At 65.0% G+C, this 24661-nt stretch carries 17 protein-coding genes; 9 read left to right on the forward strand and 8 right to left on the reverse strand.

Annotated features, from left to right (window positions below; genetic code table 11):
• Positions 1-203 precede the first annotated feature (203 nt).
• The 5 genes from NTD88_RS06325 (at position 204) to NTD88_RS06345 (ending at position 7102) form a co-directional block, all read left to right on the forward strand.
• On the forward strand, positions 204-1178 hold the full coding sequence (locus tag NTD88_RS06325) for a WD40/YVTN/BNR-like repeat-containing protein (protein ID WP_095153535.1): 975 nt from the start codon (positions 204-206) through the stop codon (positions 1176-1178).
• Positions 1179-1314: 136 nt separating this feature from the next.
• Positions 1315-2523 (forward strand): helix-turn-helix transcriptional regulator, encoded by a 1209-nt coding sequence (locus NTD88_RS06330; RefSeq protein ID WP_095153534.1) that lies wholly within the window; start codon positions 1315-1317, stop codon positions 2521-2523.
• A 227-nt stretch (positions 2524-2750) separates the two neighbouring features.
• Positions 2751-4340, forward strand: a complete 1590-nt coding sequence (locus tag NTD88_RS06335; protein ID WP_410017265.1) for a glucan 1,4-alpha-maltotetraohydrolase domain-containing protein — start codon at positions 2751-2753, stop codon at positions 4338-4340.
• A gap of 150 nt (positions 4341-4490) precedes the next feature.
• Complete coding sequence (locus NTD88_RS06340; protein ID WP_262156143.1) at positions 4491-5879, forward strand: DUF1329 domain-containing protein; 1389 nt, start codon at positions 4491-4493, stop codon at positions 5877-5879.
• 182 nt (positions 5880-6061) lie between these two features.
• Positions 6062-7102 (forward strand): Rieske 2Fe-2S domain-containing protein, encoded by a 1041-nt coding sequence (locus NTD88_RS06345; protein WP_262156144.1) that lies wholly within the window; start codon positions 6062-6064, stop codon positions 7100-7102.
• Between the two features lie 759 nt (positions 7103-7861).
• Here NTD88_RS06345 and NTD88_RS06350 read toward each other — a convergent pair.
• The 4 genes from NTD88_RS06350 to NTD88_RS06365 are packed head-to-tail and all read right to left on the reverse strand — an operon-like array spanning position 7862 to position 13422.
• Complete coding sequence (locus tag NTD88_RS06350) at positions 7862-9307, reverse strand: curlin (protein WP_262156145.1); 1446 nt, start codon at positions 9305-9307, stop codon at positions 7862-7864.
• Between the two features lie 17 nt (positions 9308-9324).
• A complete protein-coding gene (locus tag NTD88_RS06355; RefSeq protein WP_262156146.1) occupies positions 9325-9792 on the reverse strand; it encodes a curlin in 468 nt (155 codons plus the stop codon).
• A 16-nt stretch (positions 9793-9808) separates the two neighbouring features.
• On the reverse strand, positions 9809-12040 hold the full coding sequence (locus tag NTD88_RS06360; RefSeq protein ID WP_262156147.1) for an Ig-like domain-containing protein: 2232 nt from the start codon (positions 12038-12040) through the stop codon (positions 9809-9811).
• Between the two features lie 35 nt (positions 12041-12075).
• Entirely contained in the window at positions 12076-13422 is a 1347-nt protein-coding gene (locus tag NTD88_RS06365; RefSeq protein WP_262156148.1) for a hypothetical protein, read from the reverse strand.
• Between the two features lie 235 nt (positions 13423-13657).
• Here NTD88_RS06365 and NTD88_RS06370 point away from each other — a divergent pair, with 235 nt between their 5' ends.
• From NTD88_RS06370 to NTD88_RS06380, 3 genes are all read left to right on the forward strand, one after another.
• Positions 13658-15112, forward strand: coding sequence for an ATP-binding protein (locus NTD88_RS06370; RefSeq protein ID WP_262156149.1), 1455 nt, complete (start codon positions 13658-13660; stop codon positions 15110-15112).
• A 251-nt stretch (positions 15113-15363) separates the two neighbouring features.
• Entirely contained in the window at positions 15364-16857 is a 1494-nt protein-coding gene (locus NTD88_RS06375) for an ATP-binding protein (protein WP_262156150.1), read from the forward strand.
• A complete protein-coding gene (locus NTD88_RS06380) occupies positions 16823-18250 on the forward strand; it encodes a sigma-54-dependent transcriptional regulator (RefSeq protein ID WP_262156151.1) in 1428 nt (475 codons plus the stop codon). The genes NTD88_RS06375 and NTD88_RS06380 overlap by 35 nt, the downstream gene beginning before the upstream one ends.
• 58 nt (positions 18251-18308) lie before the next feature.
• Here the strand turns inward: NTD88_RS06380 and NTD88_RS06385 are convergent, their stop codons facing one another.
• The 4 genes from NTD88_RS06385 to NTD88_RS06400 form a co-directional block, all read right to left on the reverse strand.
• Positions 18309-18632 carry a hypothetical protein gene (locus NTD88_RS06385; protein WP_095153523.1) on the reverse strand — a complete coding sequence of 108 codons (324 nt, stop codon included), beginning with the start codon at positions 18630-18632 and terminating at the stop codon, positions 18309-18311.
• A gap of 92 nt (positions 18633-18724) precedes the next feature.
• Positions 18725-19915 (reverse strand): hypothetical protein, encoded by a 1191-nt coding sequence (locus NTD88_RS06390; RefSeq protein WP_262127766.1) that lies wholly within the window; start codon positions 19913-19915, stop codon positions 18725-18727.
• A gap of 96 nt (positions 19916-20011) precedes the next feature.
• Complete coding sequence (locus NTD88_RS06395; RefSeq protein ID WP_262156152.1) at positions 20012-20473, reverse strand: VOC family protein; 462 nt, start codon at positions 20471-20473, stop codon at positions 20012-20014.
• 145 nt (positions 20474-20618) lie between these two features.
• On the reverse strand, positions 20619-22238 hold the full coding sequence (locus tag NTD88_RS06400) for an NADP-dependent glyceraldehyde-3-phosphate dehydrogenase (RefSeq protein WP_262156153.1): 1620 nt from the start codon (positions 22236-22238) through the stop codon (positions 20619-20621).
• Between the two features lie 153 nt (positions 22239-22391).
• Here NTD88_RS06400 and NTD88_RS06405 point away from each other — a divergent pair, with 153 nt between their 5' ends.
• Positions 22392-24635, forward strand: coding sequence for a putative bifunctional diguanylate cyclase/phosphodiesterase (locus NTD88_RS06405; protein ID WP_262156154.1), 2244 nt, complete (start codon positions 22392-22394; stop codon positions 24633-24635).
• Positions 24636-24661 lie beyond the last annotated feature (26 nt).

Raw genomic sequence — 24661 nt, forward strand, 5'->3', positions numbered from 1 at the left:
GGGGGGGTTTTTTCTAATTTCATTTATATTTCCGGGCCGAGAGCGCTGGCGAGCCTGGTATGACGGCCCTTGGAACAACCAGCTACCCCATTTGGACGATGCCTCCGCGACCACCCGGTCAGATGATCCGCTGACAAGAAAAAACCAGAGGATCACCCGATGAAGCCTGCACCGTGCCCGCACCTGTCGTCATGGAGTCCGTCATGCGCAATCTGATCGGATACGCCATGAGCGCCATCGTCATCGCCGCCGTCGCGTTGGCCTTCTCTCCTCGCCAGCCGGCGCCGCTGGCGGTCTCGCAGATCAACGCCGACCGCGTCCAGGTCAACGCCTTGGTGGCCGACGGCCCGCAACTGCTGGGCGTTGGCGAACGCGGCACGATACTCACCAGCGACGACGGCGGACGGTCCTGGCAGACCCGCCAGGTCGGCGGCGAGCGCGAAGCGACGCTGACCGCGGTCACCGCCCTGGCTCCCGGCCTGCTGATTGCGGTCGGTCACGACGGCTGGATCCTGCGTTCCACCGACGGCGGCCAGCAATGGCAGGAAATGCACTACGACGCCGAACTGGGCGAGCCGCTGCTGGGTGTCTGGAGCAGCGACGGCCAACACGTGGTGGCCTACGGCAGCTACGGCAAATACCTGGAGTCCAGCGACGCCGGCCAGCACTGGAGCGCGCGCGAAATGCCCGGCGACGGCGCCCATTTCAACGGCCTGGACGGCGGTGCCGATGGCCGGCAGATGCTCGTCGGCGAACAGGGCCTGGTGCTGCGTTCCAGCGATGCCGGCCAGCATTGGCAGAGCCTGACGCCGTTCTACAGCGGCTCGCTGTTTGGCGTGGTGCGCTTGTCCGCCGAGCGCTGGCTGGCGTATGGCATGCGCGGCAACGTGTTTCTCAGCACCGACTTCGGCGAGAGCTGGAAGCCGGTCGATGTCGGCAGCACCCAACCGATCTACGGCCACGCGCTGTTACCCGACAATCAGGGCCTGGTGCTGGTGGGTGCCGGCAGTCGCTTGATCCGCCTGGATGCCAAAGGCACTCTGCTCGACAGCTCGCAGCGCATGGGCCTGGGCACCCTGACCTCGGCGCTGGTGCTCAATGCCCGCCACCTGTTGGTGGCCGGCGAGCGTGGCGTGTTCCAGGGCAGTGGCGACAGCGCGCTGGCCGCCGTGAAGTAAGACGATTGTTGATGAACCGCCTGGCGTTTCCCGTGCGCCAGCGCCGGCGTGCTGCCGGGCGACCTCGCCCGGATGCTCCACCACAATAAAAACAATGTTGCGGGCTCCGGGGGGCCGGGCCCGTGGGGGATTGACCATGCAAACCGTGATGCCCAACGCCCGTGTCCTGGAAACAATGGGACTGGAGCTGGCCGAGTACGAGCGGCTGATCGGCAACATGTACGACGCGGCGATGGACACCCGTTGCATGACCGAGTCGCTGCAACAGGTCCGCGCCTTGTTCCAGGCCAATTTCGTCACCCTCATCCTGCGGGTGGCGGACGAACCGTTCCTGTCGCCGATGATGGTCGCCGGCGACATCGAATTGGGCGAGGGCGGCGTCAACCATTACGCCTACTACGCCAAATCGACCCTGTTCGACCGATTGCCCTCCGACCAGGTGTTCACCATCGACGACCTGATGACCGAGGCCGAATGGCTGGGTTCGTCGTTCTACCTGCTGTACTGCGAACCCTACGGTTGCCACCAGATGCTCGGCGTCGATATCAGCATGCCGGACGGCGGCATCCTGCGCCTGCGCATCAACCGCACCCGCGAGCAGGCGCGCTTCGGCGACACCGAGCGGGCCATGTGCGCGATGCTCATCCCGCACCTGCGCCGGGCCCTGCACATGCATTCGCTGCTGGACCGCAGCGAGTCGCTGGGCAGCCTGTATTGCCAGACCATCAGCCGCCTGGCGGTGGCAACCATCGTCCTCGACGAAAGCGGCAGCGTGCTGCAACTCAACCCGGTGGCGCGGGAAATCCTCGACAGCAACGACGGCCTCAAGCTGGTGGGCGGCCGGCTGGAAGCGACTTACCCGAGCGACAATCGGGAACTCAGCCGGCTGGTGCGCAATGCCTTCACCCGCGCCAAACAAGGGGAGGGTGACCGCCAGGGCGCGGAGGCCATGTCGGTGTCGCGACCGTCCGGGCAGGTCAACCTGGGCGTGGTGGTGGAGTTGATTCCGTCGCAGGAACTGCTGGAGGGCAAGGGCAAGCCGACGGTGATGGTCTATGTGCGCGATGCGGTGGGCAAATCCCTGGTCAGCACGGTGGTGACCTCGCAGCTCTATCACCTGACCCCGGCGGAAACCGCGCTGGCGCTGGAACTGGCCAACGGTCTGTCGCTGGAAGAAGCGTCGGAGCTGCTCAATATCCGTCGCAATACTGCCCGGGCGCATTTGCGGTCGATCTTCTCCAAGACCGGTGTGCGACGGCAGACCGAACTGGTGCGGATCATGCTCAACAGCGTGGTTGCCCTTGGGCAGCCGGGGACGCTGCCGTTGCCGGCTAGCGCGGTGTGAGGGGTGTTGTTGCGGATTTCAGGTGATCGCCTGAAAAAAGCAGATCAGCGGTAACCAATACCGCTGAGAACTATCATTTTTGCCAGTAGTTGAGCGTCTGGATATCTCCCATATTGCTTTCGTCTACCTGCGGGCAGCGTCCATTGGCGCGCTGTCTGGTTTTGTCTGGTTAAGGCCATGGCACCTGGGAGGCCACCATGAAGGCTGCGATTTGCTCGTTGTTGCTTATGTCTTTGCTGGGTACTCACAACGCTGCATTGGCTAGAGAGGACCTTCAAGGCAATACCGTCGGCTCAGTACGTAACGACGGTGGTGATGAAATCATCCTGCAGGGGTTTCACTGGAACTCCAGCCGTGTTTCGGGCGAAAGCTGGTACACGATCCTGGCGGCCAAGGCTGCAACCATCGCGCAGGATGGCTTCACCGCAATCTGGATGCCACCGCCCTGGCGAGATGGCTCCAAGTGGGCTGATGCCGCGTCGGGTACCTCGGGCGGTGGCGAAGGGTACTTCTGGCAAGACTTCAACAAAAACAGTCAATACGGCAGTGATGACCAGCTCAAGCAAGCCGCCGCGGCGTTGAACAAGGTCCACGTCAAGCCGATCTATGACGTGGTTCCCAATCACATGAACGGCAATTTTCCGGGCCAGGAAGTTCAGCTACCCAAAGGGCAGAATTTCTGGCGCGACGATTGCCAGCCCGTCAGCAAATGTGATGACGGCGAGGGGTTCATGACGGGAGACGCCGACCTCAATACCGCCAATCCGCGTGTGTTCGAGATGTTCAAGGATGAATTCGCCAACCTGCGGGATCACTACGGTGCGCAGGGGCTTCGCTTTGACTTTGTCAAAGGCTACGCGGCCGAGCGTGTCGACAGCTGGATGCAAGGGTTCGGCACCCAAGGCTTCTGCGTGGGCGAGCTGTGGAAGGCACCGAACGAATACGCCAGCGATGACTGGCGTAGCAAGGCCAGTTGGCAGGATGCCTTGAAGGACTGGTCGGATCGCGCCCATTGCACGGTGTTCGACTTTGCCTTGAAGGAGCGCATGCAAAATGGCGCAATCGCCGACTGGCGCCATGGGCTCAACGGCAATCCTGACCCACGCTGGAGGGAGGTAGCCGTCACGTTCGTCGACAACCACGACACGGGCTATTCGCCAGGGCCCAATGGCGGGCAGCACCATTGGGCTCTGCCTGAAGAGCGCCGCAATCAAGCGTATGCGTACATCCTGACCAGCCCCGGCACACCGACCGTGTACTGGCCAGACATGTACGACTGGCCACGGGGCGAGCTGATTCGCAAGTTGATCAGGATTCGTCGCGACGCCGGTGTCAAAGCCGACTCGGCTATTTCGTTTCTGGGCAACTACTCCGGGTTGGTCGCACGGACCACCGGAGGCAAAGGCACGCTGCTGATTGCACTGGGGTCAAACCTCAGCGCTGCCGGTGCTGGATTCACCTCAGTGCTCGATGCCGACAACGGTCAGATCCGGGTATGGCGGTCTGCGCAGTCCCAGGCTTCCGTGGAGGTCACCTTTACCTGCAATCAAAGCATCACTCAGCCAGGGGAAAGCGTCTACGTAGTGGGCAGTAGTGCGGAACTGGGTGAATGGAAGCCTGCGCATGCCATTCGCCTGACGGACACAAGTGCATACCCGAGCTGGAAGGGGGTAGTCCGTGTACCGGATCAACAGACGCTGGAATGGAAGTGCATCGTGCGCCGGGAGGCCGACGCCAACAGCGAGCCGCGTTGGCAACCGGGTAACAACAATGTGCTGAAGGTTGGGGAAGGCGCCAGCAGCACCGGCAGCTTTTGAGCGACGGATGCCAAATGGGCTGCCCCACCACAGGGGCGGCTCCCCACCACCGAACCTCCCAAAATGCGTTAGTCCGCACGGACGATGCTGCCGCCTCCGGCGCCTGCCGATACTGGGCTCCCCGCTATCGGTATTCCAAGGAGAACAACAATGACCGGCAGTAACCTGGCCCCCCGTGGCCTGGCTTCGTGGACTTTCGCGGCCCTGCTTGGCTGCACCGCCATCGCTCCCGCCAGCGCCGCCCCTGAAGACGTGCCACGCCTGGGCGCCGAGCTGACCTGCCTGGGCGCCGACAAGAGCGGTAATGCCGACGGCAGCATTCCAGCGTATTCCGGCAAATGGCTGGGCGTGCCGCCTCAGGTCGACTTCAAGGGCACCGGCAACCACCCGATCGACCCGTACCCGGACGAGAAGCCGCTGTTCGTCATCACCGCCGCCAACCTGGCGCAGTACGCCGAGCAGTTGTCCGACGGCCAGAAAGCGCTGTTCAAGCTGTATCCCGCCACCTTCAAAATGCCGATCTACCCCAGCCACCGGGATTTCCGCCCCAGCGACACGGTGTGCCAGGCCACCAAGGAAAACGCCGCCATCGCCAAGCTGGTGGACGATGGCGAAGGCGTGGTCGGCAAGACCGGCGGCACGCCGTTCCCGGTACCGCGCAGCGGCCTGGAATTGCTGAAGAACGCCTCGACCTTCACCCTGCGCGCCTGGACCGAGGAATACATCTCCGACAACGCCTACGTGCTCAAGGACGGCAACATCAACTGGGGCCGCGTGCATTCGCGCAACCTGGCGCCGTCGCTGGAGCCGGGCAAGATCGGCGACACCACCGGCAACTCGTCGTTCTACCTCAACGAAACCCTGCTGCCGCAGCGCGACAAGGGCGAGATCAACACCGGCACCGAGTTCTGGAACGACAAGACCGAGCCACGCCAGGCCTGGCGCTATGACCCCGGCACCCGTCGCGTGCGCCAGTCGCCGGGCTACGGTTTCGACATGTCGTTCCCGGGCAGCGGTGGCTCGATCACCGTGGACGAAGTGCGCCTGTTCAACGGCTCCGGCCAGCGTTACGACTGGAAGATCGTCGGCAAGCGCGAGATGTACATCCCTTACAACGCCTACCGCCTCCATTCGCCGCAACTCAAATACGCCGACCTGCTGACCCCGGGGCATATCAACCCCGATGCCATGCGCTACGAGCGCCACCGCGTGTGGGAACTGGAAGGCACCCTCAAGCCCGGTTATCGCCACCTGTACGGCAAACGCAAGCTGTACATCGACGAAGACACCTGGTTCCCGATGCTCGCCGACAACTACGACAACCGTGGCGAGCTGTGGCGCACCTCGATGGTCAACTACTTCTACGCCTACGAGTCCTTCGGCCAGCAGGCCGGGGTAGGGCTGTACCACGACCTCAACGCCGGCAGCTACCTGGCGTTCAACCTGATCAACGAACAGCGCAACGGCTACCAGTTGAACAAGCCGGGCTTCAGTCCGAAGGATTTCGGACCGGAGGCGGCGCGGCGTTTCGGTCAGTGATCGCCTGATTTCCAAGGGCCTCATCGCCGGTTTGCCGGCGATGAGAACGCTGCAAAACCGCCTAGTCCAATTGGAGGATGAAGCCCTTGGCGCATCTGCCCAATCATGGCGGTCATGAATTCACCCATTCAGAAAGGGGGTATTAGCCGACCCCCAGGTTTTCACCCGAGGACAACAACAAAATGACCAAACTCGCTGAAATCTCCCTCGACAATGCCCAGCGCACTCACCGCTACGCCCGCGGCTGGCATTGCCTGGGCAACGCTGCTGACTACCGCGATGGCAAGCTGCACACGCTGAACATCTTCGGCACCCGCCTGGTAGGCTTCGCCGCCAGCGACGGCACCATCAGCGTCCTTGATGCCTATTGCCCGCACATGGGCGCCGACCTGTCCCAGGGCACCATCGAGAACGACCGCGTGGTCTGCCCGTTCCACCACTGGAAATACGACACCGCCGGCAAGTGCGTCGAGATCCCGTACTGCAAGCGCATCCCGCCGAAAGCCAAGACCCGTGCCTGGCTGACCTGCGTGGAAAACAACTTGCTGTTCATCTGGAACAACCCGGAAGGCAAGGCCCCGAGCGAAGGCGTGGTCATCCCGCACCTGGCCGTGATGGACAGCCCGGACTGGATCCACGACTGGAACATCGACACCATGCTGATCGAGACCAACCCGCGCGAGTTGGTCGACAACCTGGTGGACGCCCAGCACTTCGGCCCGGTCCACGGCACCCCGACCAAATTCTTCTCGAACATCTTCGAAGGCCATATCGGCCACCAGATCTTCCACGGCGACTCCGAGCGCCTGGGCGGCGACCTGATCGCCGAATCGGCCTACTACGGCCCGGCGACCCACTTCACCCACCTCAGCTCGATGTTCGGCGACGTGCGCATCCACGCCATCCTGCTCAACAGCCACGTTCCCGTCGGCCCTGACAGTTTCGAACTGCGTTTCGGCTGCATGGTCCAGCGCGTGCCGGGCTGGACCGAGGAGCAGAACCAGGAAGTGGCCAAGGCCTACGTCATGGGCAACCGTGCCTCGTTCTACCAGGACGTGGATATCTGGAAGCACAAGATCCGCATCGACAAACCGGTGCTGGCCGAGACCGATGGCCCGGTCTATCAGTTGCGCGAATGGTACGAGCAGTTCTTTACCGACGAGGACCAAGTGCCGGCGAGCATGGCCGAGCGTCGCGAGATCGTCACCGTCGACGAGCGTTGAGACACCCGGGGCCCGGCGCCACGCCGACGGGCCCCGACCGAACCACGGGTTTGGAGAATGCCGACAATGAAAATAAAAAGCCTTCTTGCCTACAGTGTTCCGCTGTCCATTTTGTTTTTCGTGGTGCTGACGGTGCTTGTGTCGGTGCCGCCTGAGCCACGCAGCGTCAAAGCCTGCCGACAGATGCCGGGTTGCGTCAGTGTGGTGGCGTCGTTCCAGGGGTGGCCGAGTTTGCGATAGGTTGTTGTTTTGGGTGTTTGAGTGGTGAGCTGAACACTGTGGTAGCTGGCTTGCCAGCGAATTGGCCGGCATGGGCAACGATGTTGTTCGGTCTGGCGGCGGCCGGGAGACCGGGTTATGGCGACCAGGTGCATGCCGACAGTTTTTCAGCGCTCTCAAGATCGAGCGCCGCCCGCGCGGCGCATCGCGACGGTTCGGCGCCCCGACAAGCTCGCTCATTTGTTGCAACGAGCCTATGTCTGTCAGGCCATGGTTGACCGCCTTGTTTGTTCGACTCGATTTAGGGGTTGGCGCCCCAGCCGCCCCGCACTCTCTAACCATGCACCAAGGCTGGCAACACCAATCCCACAGGCCATGGCGCGTTGCAACAAATGTAGGAGCGAGCTTGCTCGCGATGCGCCGCGCGGGCGGCGCTCGATCTTGAGAGCGCTAGAAAACTTCCGGCTAGCGCCTTTCACCCACCACACGGCAAAAAAAGACCGCGACCAGCCCATCGCCAGCCGCGGCCAAGCGGGAATCTCACTGCTGCAGCACGCTGGCCTGGTTACCAGTGCCGAACTGCTGAAGGGTTGCGGTCTGGTTCATGCCGCTCTGGTCCACCGTGGCCTGGTTGGCCGTACCGCCCTGGGTGACATAGGCCACATTGACCCCATCAGTCTGTTTGATGCTCGCCTCGTTGCCCTGCCCATAAAGCTGCCAGGTGTAGCTCTGGTTACCGCTGCCGCTCTGCTCGAGGGTCACGCTGTTGCCGCTGCCGGTACTGCTGCCGGTGGCGTAGTTGAGCGTGCCGCGCTGGTCGGCGATCAGCAGGTTGTCGCTGCCGTTCTGTTCGAAATACAGCTCGTTGTTGCTGTCGGCCTGGTCGATCCGCGCTTGGTTGTCCGTGCCGTTCTGATTGAGGCGGGCCAACTGGTTGCCGCCGTTCTGGGTCAGGTTGGCGCTGTTGCCGCTGCCGTTCTGGTTGAGCTGGGCCCGTTGCTGGGTGCCGAACTGGCCGCCCAGGCGCTCGCCTTTCCAGTTGCTGGCGAGAATACGGTTGCCACTGCCGGTGGAGTTGACGCTGAGCTGGTGGCCGTCGCCGCTCTGGTAGCTGAAGCCGACGTTGCCTGAACCGGTCTGGTACAGGGTCGCCACCGATTGCAGCGATTCGAACTGATCGACGTAGAAGGCATTGAGGTCGCCGGCCTGGATCACGCTGGCCAGGTTGTTTTCGCCGAAGGTCTGGTCGACCACGGTTTCGTTGGTCTGGCCGTACTGGGCGACGTTGGCCTGGCTGGAAACCTGGGTGTCCTGCCAGACCTGCACGCTGTTCCAGCCGCCGCTCTGGCCGATGTTGACCTCGCCACCTTGCCCCGAACTCTGCTCGCCGTAGGCCCAGTTGCCTTCGCCGGACTGCTGGATAGTGATCTGGCCGTTCTCGTGAAGCATGTGTTCGGCGGCGCTGTAGTTGTCATTGCCCTGTTGCAGGGTCTGCGACTGGTTGGCGATGCCGCCGAACAGTTGCTCGGCGAAGGCGCTGTTGCCGGCGCCGAACTGCTGGGTCAGGGCCTGGCTGCCTTCCTGGGTGTCCTGGTAGATGAAGGAGAAGTTGCCGCTGCCGGACTGGATCTGCGTGGCCTGGTTCTCGTAGCCGATCGACTGGCTGGCGTGGGTGGTGTTGAGGCTGCCGGTCTGCTGCTGGTTGATCTGGCTGCCGGATTCGAACAACTGCTCGGCGTAACCGGCGTTGTACTCGCCCAGGTGCTGCTGCAGGATTTGCGCGGTGGCGCCGTCCTGCAGACTGGCGGCGTTGTTGCCCAGGCCGGTTTGCTGCTGGTTGCTGGTGCTGTTGGGCGCGGCGAGTTGTTTGACCTCGGCGATGTTCTCGGTGCCGAGCTGGTTCTGGTTCGACACGCTGTCATCGGCCATGACCTGGCCGGCAAGCGCCAGGACAATGGCGGCGCTTAGGGGAGCGAGCTTGAACATGGTGATGCCTCCAGGGTTTAGCGGTATTGGTTGACGGACACGTTCTGGCCATTGCCGGCCTGGATCACCGTGCTGGAGAGCCCGGTGCCGGTCTGCTGGATGGTCGCGCTGTTGCTGTTGCCGGCCTGGGAAATCTCGGCGCGGTTGTGGCTGCCGTTCTGCACGATGGCCGCCTGGTTGCCCTGGCCCTGCTGGCTGATGGCAGCCATCAGGTCGGCGCCCTGTTGCAGGATCCAGGCTTCCTGGGCGCCGCCGGACTGGACGATGGTGCCCAGCAGGTTCTGCCCGTTCTGGTCCACGGCGGCGCGGTTGGCCTGGCCGTTCTGGTCGATCAGCGCGTGCTGGCCTGACGGGGCCATCTGCGGCAGCAGCGATTCGCCAAGGTCGACGCCGGGGGCCAGGTCGGCGTTGTCCATCAGGTCGTCGGCCTGCGTGGCCTGGCCGAGCAGGGCCAGGCACAGCAGCAGTGGGGTCAGGCGCGGCATGCGGCAATCCTCCGGGTTACTGCACGACAACCGGGACGGTACGCACCGTGCCCTGGCTGCTGCGAATCGTGGCGCTCGGGTTGGCGGTCGGCACGACGGTGGTGCTGTTGGCCACCACCAGCCGCCAGCGCCCGGTCACCGGCACCGTGGTGGTACCGAGGGTCACCAGGCCGCTCGGCGTGGTCACTTGCACGGTGATGGTGTTGCCGGTGGTCACCGAGGAGGTCCCCGAGATATCCCAGTTGAAGCGGTTGTTGGAGCGGGCCTGGACCACCGCGGCGGTGACCGCGAAGGTTTCCTGGGCCGGCCGTGGCGACACTTGCACGCTCACCGTCGCCTGCCCCGACAGCGCCCCCAGCGAATCGCGGATGGCGTAGCTGAAGCTGGTGCTGAACGCGCTGGTGACCGTGGCCGGTGGCGTGTAGGTGACCTGATTGCCGGTGATCGCCACGCTGCCGCGCCCGGCGGGTGGCTGGGTGACGCTGGCGATGTCCAGTGGCAGGTTGCCTTCCGGGTCGCCGTCGTTGGCCAGCACATCGATGAGCAGCGGCACGCCGAGGGTGGCGACGCTGTCGTTGACCGGCACCGGTGGCTGGTTCGGCGCGACCGTGACGGTCACCGTGGCCACCGCCGATTTCAGGCCTTTGTTGTCTTGGGCGCGGTAGCTGAAGGTGGCCTGCATCGGCGCGTTGACCACGGCGGGCGGGGTGTAGGTCACCGAGGTGCTGCCATTCAGCGCCACCGTGCCCTGGCCGTTGGCCGGCTGGGTGAGGTCGGCGATGCTCAGCGGCAGGTCACCGTCCGGGTCGCTGTCGTTGGCCACCAGATTGAGGGTCAGCGGCACGCCGAAGCTGGTGCTGCCGCTGTCGGCCACCGCTATCGGCGCCTGATTGGCTACCGGCGCCGGCGCGCTGCCGAGCACCTGCACCGGTTCGCTGTCGCTGCCGCCGGCGGCGGACTTGATGGTCACGCTGGCCGGCGGTTGCGCCAGGTCGTTGACTGTCAGCGTCTGCACCGTGCCCGACTTGGACAGGCGCCCGTAGCCCTGGGCCACCAGATCCGGCACCAGCACTTCGTCGCTGGAGCTGGCCTGCAGGGTCAGGCGTTTGTTGGCCCAGTCATAGCGCGCGGTCTGGATCTTCACCACGTCACTGAGCTTGCTCGACAGCGAGGTCGGCCGGGTCGCGCCGGTCGGGCTGCTGGCGGTCAGCACCACCACGGCAGGCGGCGCGCCGGGCAGCAGCCGTTGGGCGAAGAACAGGCCATTGTTGTCCGCGAGCAGGTTGTATTGGCACGGCGACGGCGGCGTGCCGGGTACCAGTGCGACGCTTTCGCGCAGGCACAGGCTGGCGCTGTTGGCGGAGCGGGCGAACACTTCGACGCGGCTGCCGGCGGCGGTACGCCGGTAGGTGGCGCGGTCCAGTTCGGCGGCGGTCTGGGTGCGGGCGTCCAGCACTTTGCCGGAGACGCTGAACAGGTTGGTCTGGATCGTCCCGGCCGGGCCCTGGATACGCACGAAGTTGGTGTTGTTGGGGCTGCCGGTCACCGCTTCGGTGAGATTCGGGTCGCCGATATAGGTTTCCGACGCCCCGGTGTCCGGGTTGATCTCGGTATACGGCCCGTTGACGCTGCGCAGGAACGGCCCGAGCGCGCCGTTCAAGGCGCCGCTGAAATCGCCCGGCGCGCCGATGCCGATATCGCGGGTGATGTTGATCGCGCGGCGCCCGCCGTTGGCCACGGTGACGGTTTCGACGCCGTAGGGGTGGGTCACGGTGTAGGTGCCAGCGGTGGGCACCGAGGCGCGGATGCGGATGCGGGCGAAGCTCTGCTGGTCGCCGTCCACCGGATTCTCGGCGGCAAACGCGGCTTCGATACCGGCGACGTAGACCTCCAGCTCATACCCGCTGTTGCCCACCGCGGGAATCGAGGTCTCGGCCAGGAACCAGAACATCTCCGGGGGCCAGTTGTCGGGGAACACCAGCGGCAGGGCATCGTCGTAGATGCCCGGTTCAGGCAGCAGCGTGCACATGTAGTTCGGTGGGGTGGCCGCCGGCAGCCGCGAACTGGCGGCGCGCGACTGGCACAGCTCCAGCGACAGGTCGCCGTCGTCCTGGTACCACATCGGGTAGCGCCCGGTGGCCAGGGTGTAGGGGCCGGGGTCGACCGCGGCGAGTCCGGCCCAGGCGCTGTTGCCGAGGGTCAGGGTGAGTCCGGCGGCACACAGCGCCAGGCGGGGCCATCTGTTCATGTTGCCTCCTGCGGCGGGTCTTGGCGTGAATGCGTTCATGGCAGGATCACCACTTCTTCGCTGTCGCTGCCGCCATTGCTGCTGGTGACCGTGACGGTCGCTGGCGGAATCGGCGACAGGCCGGTGGTCAGGGTTTTCACCGCGCCTTCGCCACCCAGCGCACCGATGGCGGCGCCATGGCCGGTGTGGGCGGTGAGGGTGGGTGGGGTGATTTCATCGCTGGTCGCGGCAATCAGGGTCAGTTGCCCGGAGCCGAGGCTGTACTCGGCGCGCTGGATCGTGACCAGGTCCACCAGCGGCAGGCTGGCAGTGGTCGGCGTACTGCTGGGGATCGCCGGGGTGTTGTCGGCCGCCACGGTGAGCAGCGCCGGCAGGGTCGGGTTGAGCGCCGACTGCGCATACCAGGCGCCGGTGTGGTTGGCCTCGCTCAGCGGCAGGTTGGGGCTCTGGCTGGTCAGGGTGACCGTGGCCGGCTGCGGCGGGGCCTGGACGAACACGTCCTGCTGGGCCACCGCGTTGCCGTTGACCGTGCGTCGCGAGTAGGTGCTGCGCTGCGGGATCAGCGGGGTTGGCCGGTTGACGCTGGACAGCTTGCCGGACACCGAGAACACCTCGGTGCGCAGGTCCAGGCCGTTGGGCCCTTCGATGCGCACGTAGTTGGTGTTGAACGGGCTGCCGGTGACGGCTTCTTCCAGATTCGGGTCGCCGATGTAGCGCTCGCTGGCGCCGGTCAGCGGGTTGGTTTCGCTGTAGGGGCCGTTGACGCTGCGCAGGAACGGTCCGACATCGCCTTTCAGCGCGCCGTTGTAGGTCTGCGGCGCGCCGATGCCGATATCCCGGGTCATGTTGATCGCCCGGCGTCCGGCGACGGGCACGTCGAACACATCGACGCCGTAGGGATGGGTGATCACGTAGGTGCCCGGCGCGGCCACATCGACGCGGATGCGCACCCGGGCAAAGCTGACCTGATCGCCGTCCACCGGTTCTTCGGCGGCAAAGGCGGCTTCGATCGCCGTGCCGAAGCTCAGGTCGATACCGCGGGCGGCATCGACCAGGGCAGCATCGGCGGTAAACCAGAAGGCTTCATCGGGGAAGTTGCTGGGGAAATTGATCGCCTGGGTGTCATCGAACACCCCGGGGGTGGGCAGCAGGGTGCACATGTACGAAGGCGCCGCGGCGGTGCCGGGCACCCGCGAGCTGACGGCCTTGGACAGGCACAGGTCGAGAACCCGGCCATGGCTGTCCTGATACCAGGCGGCGAAACCGCCGGTGGCGTGCAGGTAAGGGCCCGGATCGACATCGAACAGCGCCGCCTGGGCGGGCGCCTGGAGCAGGCCGGCCAGAACCAGCAAAGCCAGCGGATGGGGCGTTGGACGGTGCATGAGCGTATTCCTCTTGCAAGCGGGCCCAGGAAATTGGGTCGTCTGCACGAGCATCGGCAACATCCGTACCAGCGCGGCGAAAGCCCTGCCAGGCTTGGCCTGCAGCGGATTTCCCCGGTTTTCCCCACTGCCGTCTGGCGGGGCACTGGCCCCAGCATTGGGGAATGTGGCGTGGGGCAGATTCCGCATTCATGGCATTGCGCTATACCTAAAGGCATCCGCCCGGGGATTCGCCATGACCCTGCAGCCGCCTGCCGCCCAATCGCTGGAAACTGCCGCCCTCGATGGCGAAGGCGAGCGCCCGGCGTTCAACCTGCTGCGCTGGTACGCGGTGGTGAGCCTGGCGGTGATTCTCAGCGTGGCGATCGGCCTCGGGCTGGTGTCCAGCCGCTTCATCATCAACGAGAGCGTCGAGCGCGACGCGTTGCTCACCGCGCAGTTCATCCAGTCCATCGCCGAGGCAGAGGTGCGCCACGTCGCGGTGCCGAATATCCGCACCATGGGCGAACTGCTTGATCCGCGGCTGGACGCCTCGTTCAGCGACGTCCCGGCGCAGGTCCGGCAGATGGCCCGTTGGGAATTCCTCGACCATATCGCCCACCTGCCGGACATGCTCCTGGCCAATATCTACGCGCCGGACCGCATGGTGATCTGGTCCAGCAACCCGGCGCTGGTGGGGCGCATGATCGAGTCCGATGACGACCTGGAGCGGGCCTTCGACTACAAGATGCGCGTCTCGGCCAGCTACCACGACATCGACGACGCCCGCTCCGAACAGAAATTCCTGGTGCCGCCGCAGCGCCTGTTCATCGAAAACTACATCCCCTTGTTCGACACCAGCGGCGAGCAGGTCACCGCCATGGTGGAAATCTACAAGGAGCCCCGCGACCTGATCGCGCGGATCGAGCGTGGTTTGCTGATGCTCTGGCTCGGCACCGCGCTGGGTGCCACGGTGGTCTACTGCGGGCTGTTCCTGATCGTGCGGCGTGCGGCCAAGGTGCTGGCGGCGCAGCACAAGCAACTGGTGAACAACGAAACCTACGTCGCGCTGGGCGAGATGTCCTCGGCGGTGGCCCACAGCCTGCGCAACCCGCTGGCGAGCATCCGCTCCAGCGCCGAGCTGGCCCAGGAATTCGATGACGGCGCGGCGCAGAAGAACATCGACGACATCATTGGCCAGGTCGATCGCATGTCGCACTGGGTCCGCGAACTGCTGCAATCGCTGCGCCCGCTCAGCGACGAGGCCGAGCCGGTGGCGCTGGACGGCATCCTGCGCGAATGCCTGCAGGCGCATGCCGCGCAGATCATCCGGGCACGGGTCGAGGTGGAACTGGACGACCTGAGCGGCATTCGCGTGCTGGGCCAGCCGGTGATGCTGGCGCAGGTGTTCAACAGTTTGATCAGCAACGCACTGGAAGCCATGCCCGAGGGCGGGCGGTTCAGCGTGCGGGTGCAGGCCCGCACGCGGCGCTTGGTAAGCATCCGCCTGGCCGATACCGGGAAGGGCATGAGCAGCCAGCAATTGCGCATGGCTTTCAAGCCGTTCTTCACCACCAAGCGCGGTGGGCTGGGGGTGGGGTTGGTGCTGGTGCGGCGGATTGTCGAGCGCTTTGGCGGAACGGTGAAGCTGGGCAGCCGCGAGGGGCAGGGCACGTGGGTGACGGTGGCGTTGCGGCGGGTGAAGGCGTGATTTTTGAGGCTTGTCCCTGAACCCCTTGCTTGCGATGACCCTCCACCGGCCTCATCGCGAGCAAGCTCGCTCCTACAGGATTCGGGGGTTCAGGGATTCAGGGATTGAGGGATTGAGGGAGTGGGGGGCGGAGAGGGGCGGAAAGGCGAAATGGCATCACCGTGCGTCGCACAGGCGGCACGGGTGACTCACGCCACGGACGGGCTGGGCTATAAGTTCCTGACACGGGCATCCTGCGAGGAAGCGGTCCGATGGTGCTGAACAGCGATGACGCGGCCGTTTCCGGCCAGCCCGATGCACGCCTTGCCCGGAATCAGCAGCCGTTCAATCTGCTGCGCTGGTTTTCCTTGGTCAGCCTGTTGATCATCGCTTCGGTGGCCGCCGCGCTGGGCTATGTTTCCACCCGCTTCGTGGTCAACGACAGCGTCGAGCGCGACGCCATGCTCACCGCCCAGTTCATCCAGGCCATGGCCCAGGCCGAGGTGCGCCATGCGCGCATCCCCGCGAGCGTGACCATGGGCGAGCTGCTCGATCCGCGGCTGGACGCCCTGCACCCGGGCCTGGAGGCGTCGGTGGTGGCGGATGCGCGGATCGAGTTCCTCGATCATGTCGAGCACCTGCCCGACACGCTGCTGGCGAATGTCTACGCGCTGGACCGGACCATCGTCTGGTCGACCAATCCGCAACTGATCGGCCGCAAGATCGAGGGCGATGACGACCTCGATGAATCCTTCGCCTCGCGCACGCCGGTCTCGGCCAGCTACCACAAGGCCGCCGACGAGCGCGAGGAACAGCAGTTCGAGCGCGAGCCGCGTTACCTGTTCATCGAAAACTACATCCCGATGTTCGACGCCTCGGGCACCCAGGTGGTGTCGATGGTCGAGGTGTACAAGGAGCCCCAGGATCTGGTGCGGCGGATCCAGCGCGGCTACGTGCTGATCTGGAGCAGCAGCATCATCGGCGGCGTGCTGATCTACCTCGGGCTGTTCTGGATTGTCCGTCGCGGCGCCGCCATGCTCGCCTCGCAGCAGCGCCGGCTGGTGGTCAGCGAGACCTTCGCCGCGCTCGGCGAAATGTCCTCGGCGGTGGCCCACAGCCTGCGCAACCCGCTGGCGACCATCCGCTCCAGCGCCGAACTGGCCCACGAGGTTGCCAGCGAGCCGGCGCAGAAGAACATCGCCGACATCATCGGTCAGGTCGATCGCATGTCGCGCTGGGTACGCGAGTTGCTGGTGTCGCTGCGCCCGGCCAGCGACGAGGCCGAGGCGGTGGACCTGCTGGGCGCGATCGACGATGCCCTGGCCAGTTTCGCCGGGCAGATCGAGCGTTCGCGGGTCGAGGTGCGGGTCGACACGCCCGCCGCCGCCAGTGTGTCGATCCAGCCGATGCTGCTGACGCAGATCCTCAACAGCCTGTTCGCCAACGCCCTGGAAGCCATGCCCAAGGGCGGTCGGCTGGGCATTGAAGTGAGCCCGGAGCAGGGCGGGCGGCAGTGGCGGATGGTCGTGAGCGACAGCGGCAAGGGCATGAGCCAGCAACAGGAACGGATGGTCTTCAAGCCGTTTTTCACCACCAAGCAGGGCGGCCTCGGGGTCGGCCTGGTACTGGTCAAACGCATCATGGAACGATTCGGTGGTTCGGTCAGCCTGACCAGCCGTGAGGAGGAAGGAACCCGTGTCAGCCTGATTTTCAATGTTGCCGGAGGGGACCATGGAACACAGCATCCTGCTGGTCGAGGACGATGAACTCCTCGCGCAGAACATCCAGACCTACCTTGAGCGCAAGCAATTCGAGGTGACCGTCTGCCACAGCGCCGAAGACGCTCTGGAGCGTTTGCAGCATATCCAGCCCGACGCGGTGCTGACCGACAACTCGCTGCCTGGCATGAACGGCCACGAGTTGCTGCGCACCCTGGTCGCCCAGGCCCCGGAGCTGAAAGTCATCATGATGACCGGCTACGGCAACGTCGAAGACGCGGTGGCGGCGATGAAGGAGGGCGCCTTCCACTACCTGACCAAACCGGTGGCCCTGGCCGAACTCAAACTGATGCTGGACAAGGCCCTGGCCACCGAACGGATGGAGCGAACCCTGTCGTTCTATCAGGAGCGCGAGGCGTCGAAATCGGGAATCCAGGCGTTGATCGGCGAGTCGCCGGCGATGCTCGGGCTCAAGCACACCGTGCGCCAGTTGCTCGATGCCGAACAGCGCATGACCGGCGGCGACCTGCCGCCCGTGCTGGTGGAAGGCGAAACTGGCACTGGCAAGGAACTGGTGGCGCGCGCCCTGCATTTCGACGGGCCGCGCAGCAAGGGGCCATTCATTGAGTTCAACTGCGCCTCGATTCCGGCCAACCTGCTCGAAGCCGAACTGTTCGGCCATGAGAAAGGCGCCTTTACCGATGCCCGCGAGCGGCGGGTCGGCCTGGTCGAAGCGGCGGACGGTGGCACCCTGTTTCTCGACGAGATCGGCGAAATGGACCTGCTGCTGCAGGCCAAGCTGCTGAAACTGCTGGAAGACCGCACCATCCGCCGTATCGGTGCGGTCAAGGAGCGCAAGGTCAACCTGCGGATCATCAGCGCCACCAACTGCAACCTGGAGCAGATGGTGCAGCAGGGCAAGTTCCGCCGTGACCTGTTCTTTCGCCTGCGGATCATCTCGATCAAGGTGCCGCGGCTGTATGACCGTGGCGAAGACATCCTGATTCTGGCCCGGCATTTCCTCGCCCAGCACGCCAAGCGCTACGGCAAGGGGCCGTTGCGCTTCAGTGCGGAAGCCGAGGACCTGATGCTCAGTTACGGCTGGCCGGGGAACGTGCGCGAGCTGCGCAATATGCTGGAGCAGACGGTGTTGCTGACGGGTAGCGAGGTGATCGGCCCGCAGCAACTGAATGTCTGCCCGAGCCTGGTGGAAGAACCGCTGGCGATGCCCACGGCGCCGAGCTTCACTGCGCGGCCACCGGCGGATCCGCTGGAGTCGATGAACCTGCCGGAAGTGGAGCGCGACATGGTGCGCAAGATGCTCGACCGCACCGACTGGAATGTCACCAAGTCGGCGCGGCTGCTGGGGTTGAGCCGGGACATGTTGCGTTACCGGATCGAAAAACTGGGGCTGACCCGGCCGGACAAGCGGCAGTGGTGAGGTGAGCCGGTTTCGCGGCTTTCGCGAGCCAGCTCGCTCCTACCGAAGAACCGGACCCTCACTGCCCGCTACCGGACCCACCGCCACCGGTATTGCTGCCACCGGTTCCGTTGATCCCGCCTTTGCCCACACCATTTTCCGCGCCGGTGCCGTCGATGGCGTTGGGTTTGCTGCGGTCGGTGCCGTCGGTGGTCGCGCCACCCTGGCGTCCCGGGTCGCTGCCCTGGGTGCGCGGGTCGGTGCCGTTGGGCATCGGCACGTCAGTGGCGTTGGCGCCGGCGCCGGAAGACGGCGGATTGGGATTGGTCGGCCCGTTGTCGGCCAGGGCATGGGTGCCGAGCAGGGCGCTGAACAGCAGTACGGCAAAGGCAGAACGCTTCATGGTCAAACTCCTTTTCGCGGGGATACCTGGTATTGGGCCGTGCCCTCGCATGAGGGTGCGATCCGGATACTCCCCGCGGCGACCAGCGGCGCTTACTCGCGCCCGCGCATGAAAAAGCCCGCCACGTACTTGCGGAAGGTTTCGAGGCTCTTGAAGTCGGCATAGCGGCGGAAATTCTCCACCTCCGGCTCCGGCCCCAGCGGCTGCTCGGTCAGGGACACCGAGAGCACCCGGTCCTGGTCGGAACTGAGCAGCAGTTCGTCCATCACCTGGCCGCCGATCACCGGCCTGCGCATGATCACCCGCACACCCTTGCTGGCCATCCAGTCGATCAGCGAGACGAGCATTTTCAGCGGCTCGCGCTCTTCATCGCGGTACACCGGGAACAGATGGCCGCGGGACAGCACCGGCACGCTGGCGACATGGATCAGTTCGTAGAAATGGCTGCCGGCGCTGGCCGGCGAGTAGATCGCCAGGGCCAGCAGCGGGCCGGGCGTGCGGCTGCCGCCCCAGAGCAGGTGGTGGCCCTGGAAGTCGAAGCCGTCTTCGCTGCGCTCGTTGTAGACCTTGCGCGCCTTGATCTGGCTGACGCAGTCCAGCAACAGGCCGTGGCGGCGATGGTTGCCGAACACCGTGGATTCCCGCAGGCGCGCCTTGAGCATCATCATGTGCTTCATGTCGAGGCGGGTTTCCAGGTAGTTGCTGGCCGGCACCCGGTCAATCAGCGGGTAACGCCCGGCCACGCCGCGCAGCTCGGCGAACTGGCCGGTGAGGTCTTTTTTCAGGTGGGTGGCGTAGACGTTCAGGCCGCTGGCCTCGATCAGGGTCAGCAGCAGCGACAGCAGGCGGTGCTGCTCGCGCTTGTCGCCGGCGCCGGCGCTGCCGGACTCATCGCTGGCGGCGCGGCGAAAATCGCCAATCAGCCGCAGCGGCGTGTCCGGCGCCAGCCAGGCGGCGGGCGGGGTGTCCTGGGCGTCGGTGTCGCCGGCCTCGCGCTCGTCCTTGCTGAACGGGCAGTCAGCGGCGTGCTCGGCGGTGCCGGGGTTGTTCTTCAGGAACAGCGTGCCGGTGTGGCTGTTGAGGGTGACATTGAGCACCGGCATGGCTTTGGCCTGACAGTCACAGGCCAGCCAGTGACCGGCGGCGCGGACCTTAATCAGCAACTGGTTGGCCTGCAACAGGCGCGGGCCTTCCAGGGTGCCGCGGTTGAAACCGCGCAGAAGATCGTCTTCAGCGGGAGTGAGGGTGCGCACCAGGGTGGCGCTTTTTTCGATTATTCGCATTGCCCATTCCATGAGGGACTGCTTTGCAGCCCATCGCGCCGAACCGTCGCGATGGGCCGCTGAAGCGGTCCCGGCACACTATCAAAAAGCCGGCGATCAGCCACCAAACAACTTGGCTGCCCTGGCGCGGATTTCTTCCACCGAGAGGTCTTCCTTGTGGGTGGAAATGAACCACAGGTTACCGAACGGATCCTTCAAGGTGCCACTGCGGTCGCCGTAAAACTGGTCCTGCACCGGATTGACCTCGGTGGCCCCGGCCTTGATCGCCTGGGCGTAACGGGCGTCGACGTCTTCGACGTAGAGGTGCAGCCCCACGGAAACACCGGGTTGCGACTGGCTGCTGACCAGTGCGGCCTGGTCGCAGGGCTCGGCGAGCATGATCGACGAGTCGCCGATCTTCAGCTCTGCGTGGCCGATGCGGCCGTCCGGGCCGTCGAGACGGAACATCTCGACGGCGCCGAAGGCAGCCTTGTAGAAATCGATGGCTTTATGCGCGTCCTTGATGCCCAGATACGGCGTGATGCTGTGGGCACCTTCGGGAATGGGTTTTGCGGTCATTGCGTGTTCCTCCTGTAGCCACTGCCAACGGACGACCCGGGCAAGATGCCCGGGCGTATCGCTGTATGTTTGTACAGGAATGGCAAAAGCGCAAATCCGTCGCCGCTTGCGCGGGACGGATGGCATGCGACGCGCCGAACGGTCTTTAGAAGATGTAATCGGTGGTCAGGAAACTCGACTGGCGGTTGCGGATGATTTCGCTGATCAACTGCTTGTTGCTGTCCTGGAAGCGCGTGGCCACCAGCGTGCGGATGGAAAACACCCGCAGCGCGTCATGCACCGAGAGCGTGCCTTCGGCGGAGTTCTTGCGGCCATTGAACGGGAACGTGTCGGGGCTGCGCTGGCATTGGGCGTTGATGTTGATCCGCCCGACCTGGTTGGCGAAGGTGTCCACCAGCCGGCCGATCGCTTCCGGGTCATTGCCGAACAGGCTCAGTTGCTGGCCGAAGTCCGAATCGAGCACGTAGTCCACCACCGTTTGCAGGTCGCTATACGGCACCACGGGCACCACCGGGCCAAACTGCTCTTCGTGGTAGACGCGCATCGCCGGGTTCACCGGGTAGAGCAGCGCCGGATAGAAGAACGAACCACGGCTCTGCCCGCCACCGGGGTTGAGCACCTGCGCGCCCTGGCTGACGGCGTCGCTGACCAGGCCATTGAGGTAATCGATCTTGCCCGGCTCCGGCAGCGGCGTCAGTGCCACGCCCGGGGTCCAGGGCATGCCGGGCTTGAGGGCGGCGAGTTTGGCCTGGAATTTTTCCAGGAAGCTGTCCACTACGTGTTCGTGGACGAAGAGGATCTTCAGCGCGGTGCAGCGCTGGCCGTTGAACGACAGTGCGCCGGTAATCGACTCGCTGACCGCGTTGTCGAGGTCGGCGTCGGGCAAGACGATGCCCGGGTTCTTCGCGTCCAGGCCGAGGGCGGCGCGCAGGCGGTGCGGGCGCGGGTGGAGTTTTTTCAGGTCGCTGGCGGCCTTGTTGGTGCCGATGAAGGCGAACACGTCGATCTTGCCGCTGGCCATCAGCGCGCTGACGGTCTCGCGGCCACGGCCATAGATGACGTTGATCACCCCGGCCGGGAAGCTGTCGCGGAAGGCTTCGAGCAGCGGCCGGATCAGCAGGACGCCGAACTTGGCCGGTTTGAACACCACGGTGTTGCCCATGATCAGTGCCGGGATCAGGGTGGTGAAGGTCTCGTTCAGCGGATAGTTGTAAGGGCCCATGCACAGCGCCACGCCCAGCGGGGTGCGGCGGATCTGGCCGAGGGTGTCCTGTTCCAGTTCGAAGCGGTTGGAGCGGCGGTCCAGTTCCTTGAGCGCGCCGATGGTGTCGACGATGTAATCGCAGGTGCGGTCGAATTCTTTTTCGGCGTCCTTGAGGTTCTTGCCGATTTCCCACATCAGCAGCTTGATCACCGCCTCGCGTTGCAAGCGCATGCGTCCGAGGAACCCTTCGACATGGCGGATGCGCTCGGCCACGCGCATCGTCGGCCAGGCGCCGCGGCCTTTGTCGTAGGCATGCACGGCGGCGTCCAGGGCGGTGAGGGCGGTGTCGGCATCGAGCAGCGGCGCGCTGCCCAGCAGCACCTGGCGCTCTTCATCGCCTTCGCGCAGCCACACCGGGCTGCGCACCGTGGCCAGCGGGCCGTCCCAGCGGCGCAATTCGCCGTTGACCAGGTAATCGCGCTGCTCTAGCGGCTCACCCAGGCGGTACGCCTCGGGAATCTCCTCGGCAGTGGGAAACAGCGTATCCAGCAGACGATCCATGGCACGACACCTCTTTGTTCTTCGAATGGTGAAACAGATAGATGAAACGTTTCAGTCGAGAATAAACCCGCGCCGCAAAAAAAAGCCAGCCCGCCTCAACATTGCCGTTCGTCCGCCGATAACCCGAGTAATTCGATGCCAGCAGCTCGGCGTATGACTATAAGAATTTTCGCCCTCGAAGCCCCCCGCAGCCTACCCACCAGCGTGCGTTCTACCGCTTACCGCCTGCTTCCCATCGGTTTTGCCGTGATTGGCATCGGACTGTCCGTGGCCCTCGGCCGGCTGGACATGCAGCGCCAGGAAAGCGAAATGATCGCGACCGCGAGCATGCGCCTGTCTGGCATCCGCGCCGGACTGGAGGCGCAGATGCGCTCGGCGTTTGGCGAGACTGAAGGCATAGCACAGTTGCTCAGTGCCGACGGCGATATTTCTGCCGCGCATTTCCATGACATGGCGCGCCAGGCCATGGAGTCGGTGCGCTATATCCGCCACGTCTCGCTGGCGCCCAACGACGTCATCGCCGATGTCTACCCGCTGCACAACAACGCAAGCATCCTCGGCCTGAACTACCGCACGCTGCCGGCGCAATACCCGCTGGTGCAGCGCGCGCGCGACAGCGCCGAGCCGGTGCTGGCGGGCCCGGTGCAGCTCTATCAGGGTGGGCGGGCGCTGATCTACCGGCGTCCGGTTTTCCTCAAGGGGCACAAGGGCGTGCGCCTGTATTGGGGCAATGTCTCGGTGGTGGCGGATATCGACAGCCTGCTGCGCGCGGCCGGGGTCGGCGAGGACGCCAACTTCCACCTGGCGTTGCGGGGCGGTGACGGCGAAGGCGCGGCCGGGGCGATGATCTGGGGCGAGCCGGCGATGTTCAAGCAGCCGTCGGTGACGCTCAACGTCGATGTGCCCGGTGGCATCTGGCAACTGGCGGCGACGCCGCGGGAAGGCGGGTCGTCGATGAGCCTGTTCAGCTCGCCGCTGTTTCTGTTCGCCTTGGCCACCACCGGGCTGTTCAGCCTGTTCGTCGCCCAGTTGAACCGCAGCAACCGCCTGATCAACCTGCGCAACGGCGAGCTCAAGCATTCCCAGGCGCAACTCGAGCACCTGGCGCATTTCGACGCGGTCACCGGCCTGCCCAATCGCGTGCTGTTCCAGCGTCGCCTGCAACAGGCGCTGGCCGCGCCGAAGGTGCAACTGGCGGTGCTGGTGCTGGACATCGACGGCTTCAAGCTGGTGAACGACAGCCTCGGCCATGCCCTCGGCGACCTGTTGCTGGCGCAAGCGGCGCAGCGTCTGAAAGACGGGGTTGGCGCCGAAGACACCGTCTGCCGCCTCGGCGGCGACGAGTTCGCCTTCATCCTCACCCGCATCAGCACGCCCCAGCAGGCCTGCCAGGTGGTGGATGGCCTGCTGCGTGCCTTGCAGCAGCCGTTCGACCTCAAGGGCAACGCCGCGCTGGTCACCGGCAGCATCGGCATCGCCCTGGGCCCGGAGCACGGGCACAGCACCGAAAGCCTGCTGCGCCACGCCGACACCGCGATGTACGCGGCCAAGGAAAGCGGGCGCAATGCCTGGCGCCTGTACCACGGCGACATGACCGCGCGCCTGCAAGAACGCCTGGCCCTGGAGCGGGCATTGCGCCGCGCGCTGGAGCAGCACGAATTCGAGGTCTGGTATCAGCCGCGTATTGACCTGTTCAGTGGCCGGGTCGAAGGCGCCGAGGCGCTATTGCGCTGGCGCGATCCGCAGAAAGGGCTGATCTCGCCGCTGGATTTCATTCCCCTGGCCGAACGTACCGGCCTGATCATTCCCTTGGGCGAGCACGTGCTGGAGCTGGTCTGCGCGCAGGTCCGCAAGTGGCGCGACCGCGAGCTGCTGCCCGGGCCGATCGCGATCAACGTCGCGGCCTTGCAGATCGAGCGCAGCGACTATGTGCGCAGCCTGACCGAGTCCCTGGAACGCCACGGCCTGAGCCCGAACCTGCTGGAAGTGGAGATTACCGAGAGCCTGCTGATGGAAAGCCAGCAGCATGCCTGCGATGTCCTGGCGCGCTTGCAGGCGCTTGGCGTGGCCACGGCGGTGGACGACTTCGGCACCGGCTACTCGTCGCTGGCCTACCTGAAATCGTTGCCGATCAACCACCTGAAAATCGACCGCGCGTTCATCAAGGACTTGCCCCACGGCGACAACGATGTGGCGATCACCCGCGCGATCATCGACCTCGGCCATGCCCTGGGCTATCGCATTACCGCCGAAGGCATCGAGACCCACGCTCAGTACCAGTTCCTGCGCAATGCCGGCTGCGATCACGGCCAGGGGTACCTGCTCGGTCGGCCGATGCCGGCCGACCTGTTCGAGCACTGGCTCGCGGGAGAGCGTTTTACCGCCGTGGAGTATTGAGTGCCCGGCCAGCGCGGCTGGCCGGG

The sequence above is a fragment of the Pseudomonas sp. 20P_3.2_Bac5 genome (genome assembly GCF_025466035.1).
Classification (GTDB): Bacteria; Pseudomonadota; Gammaproteobacteria; order Pseudomonadales; family Pseudomonadaceae; genus Aquipseudomonas.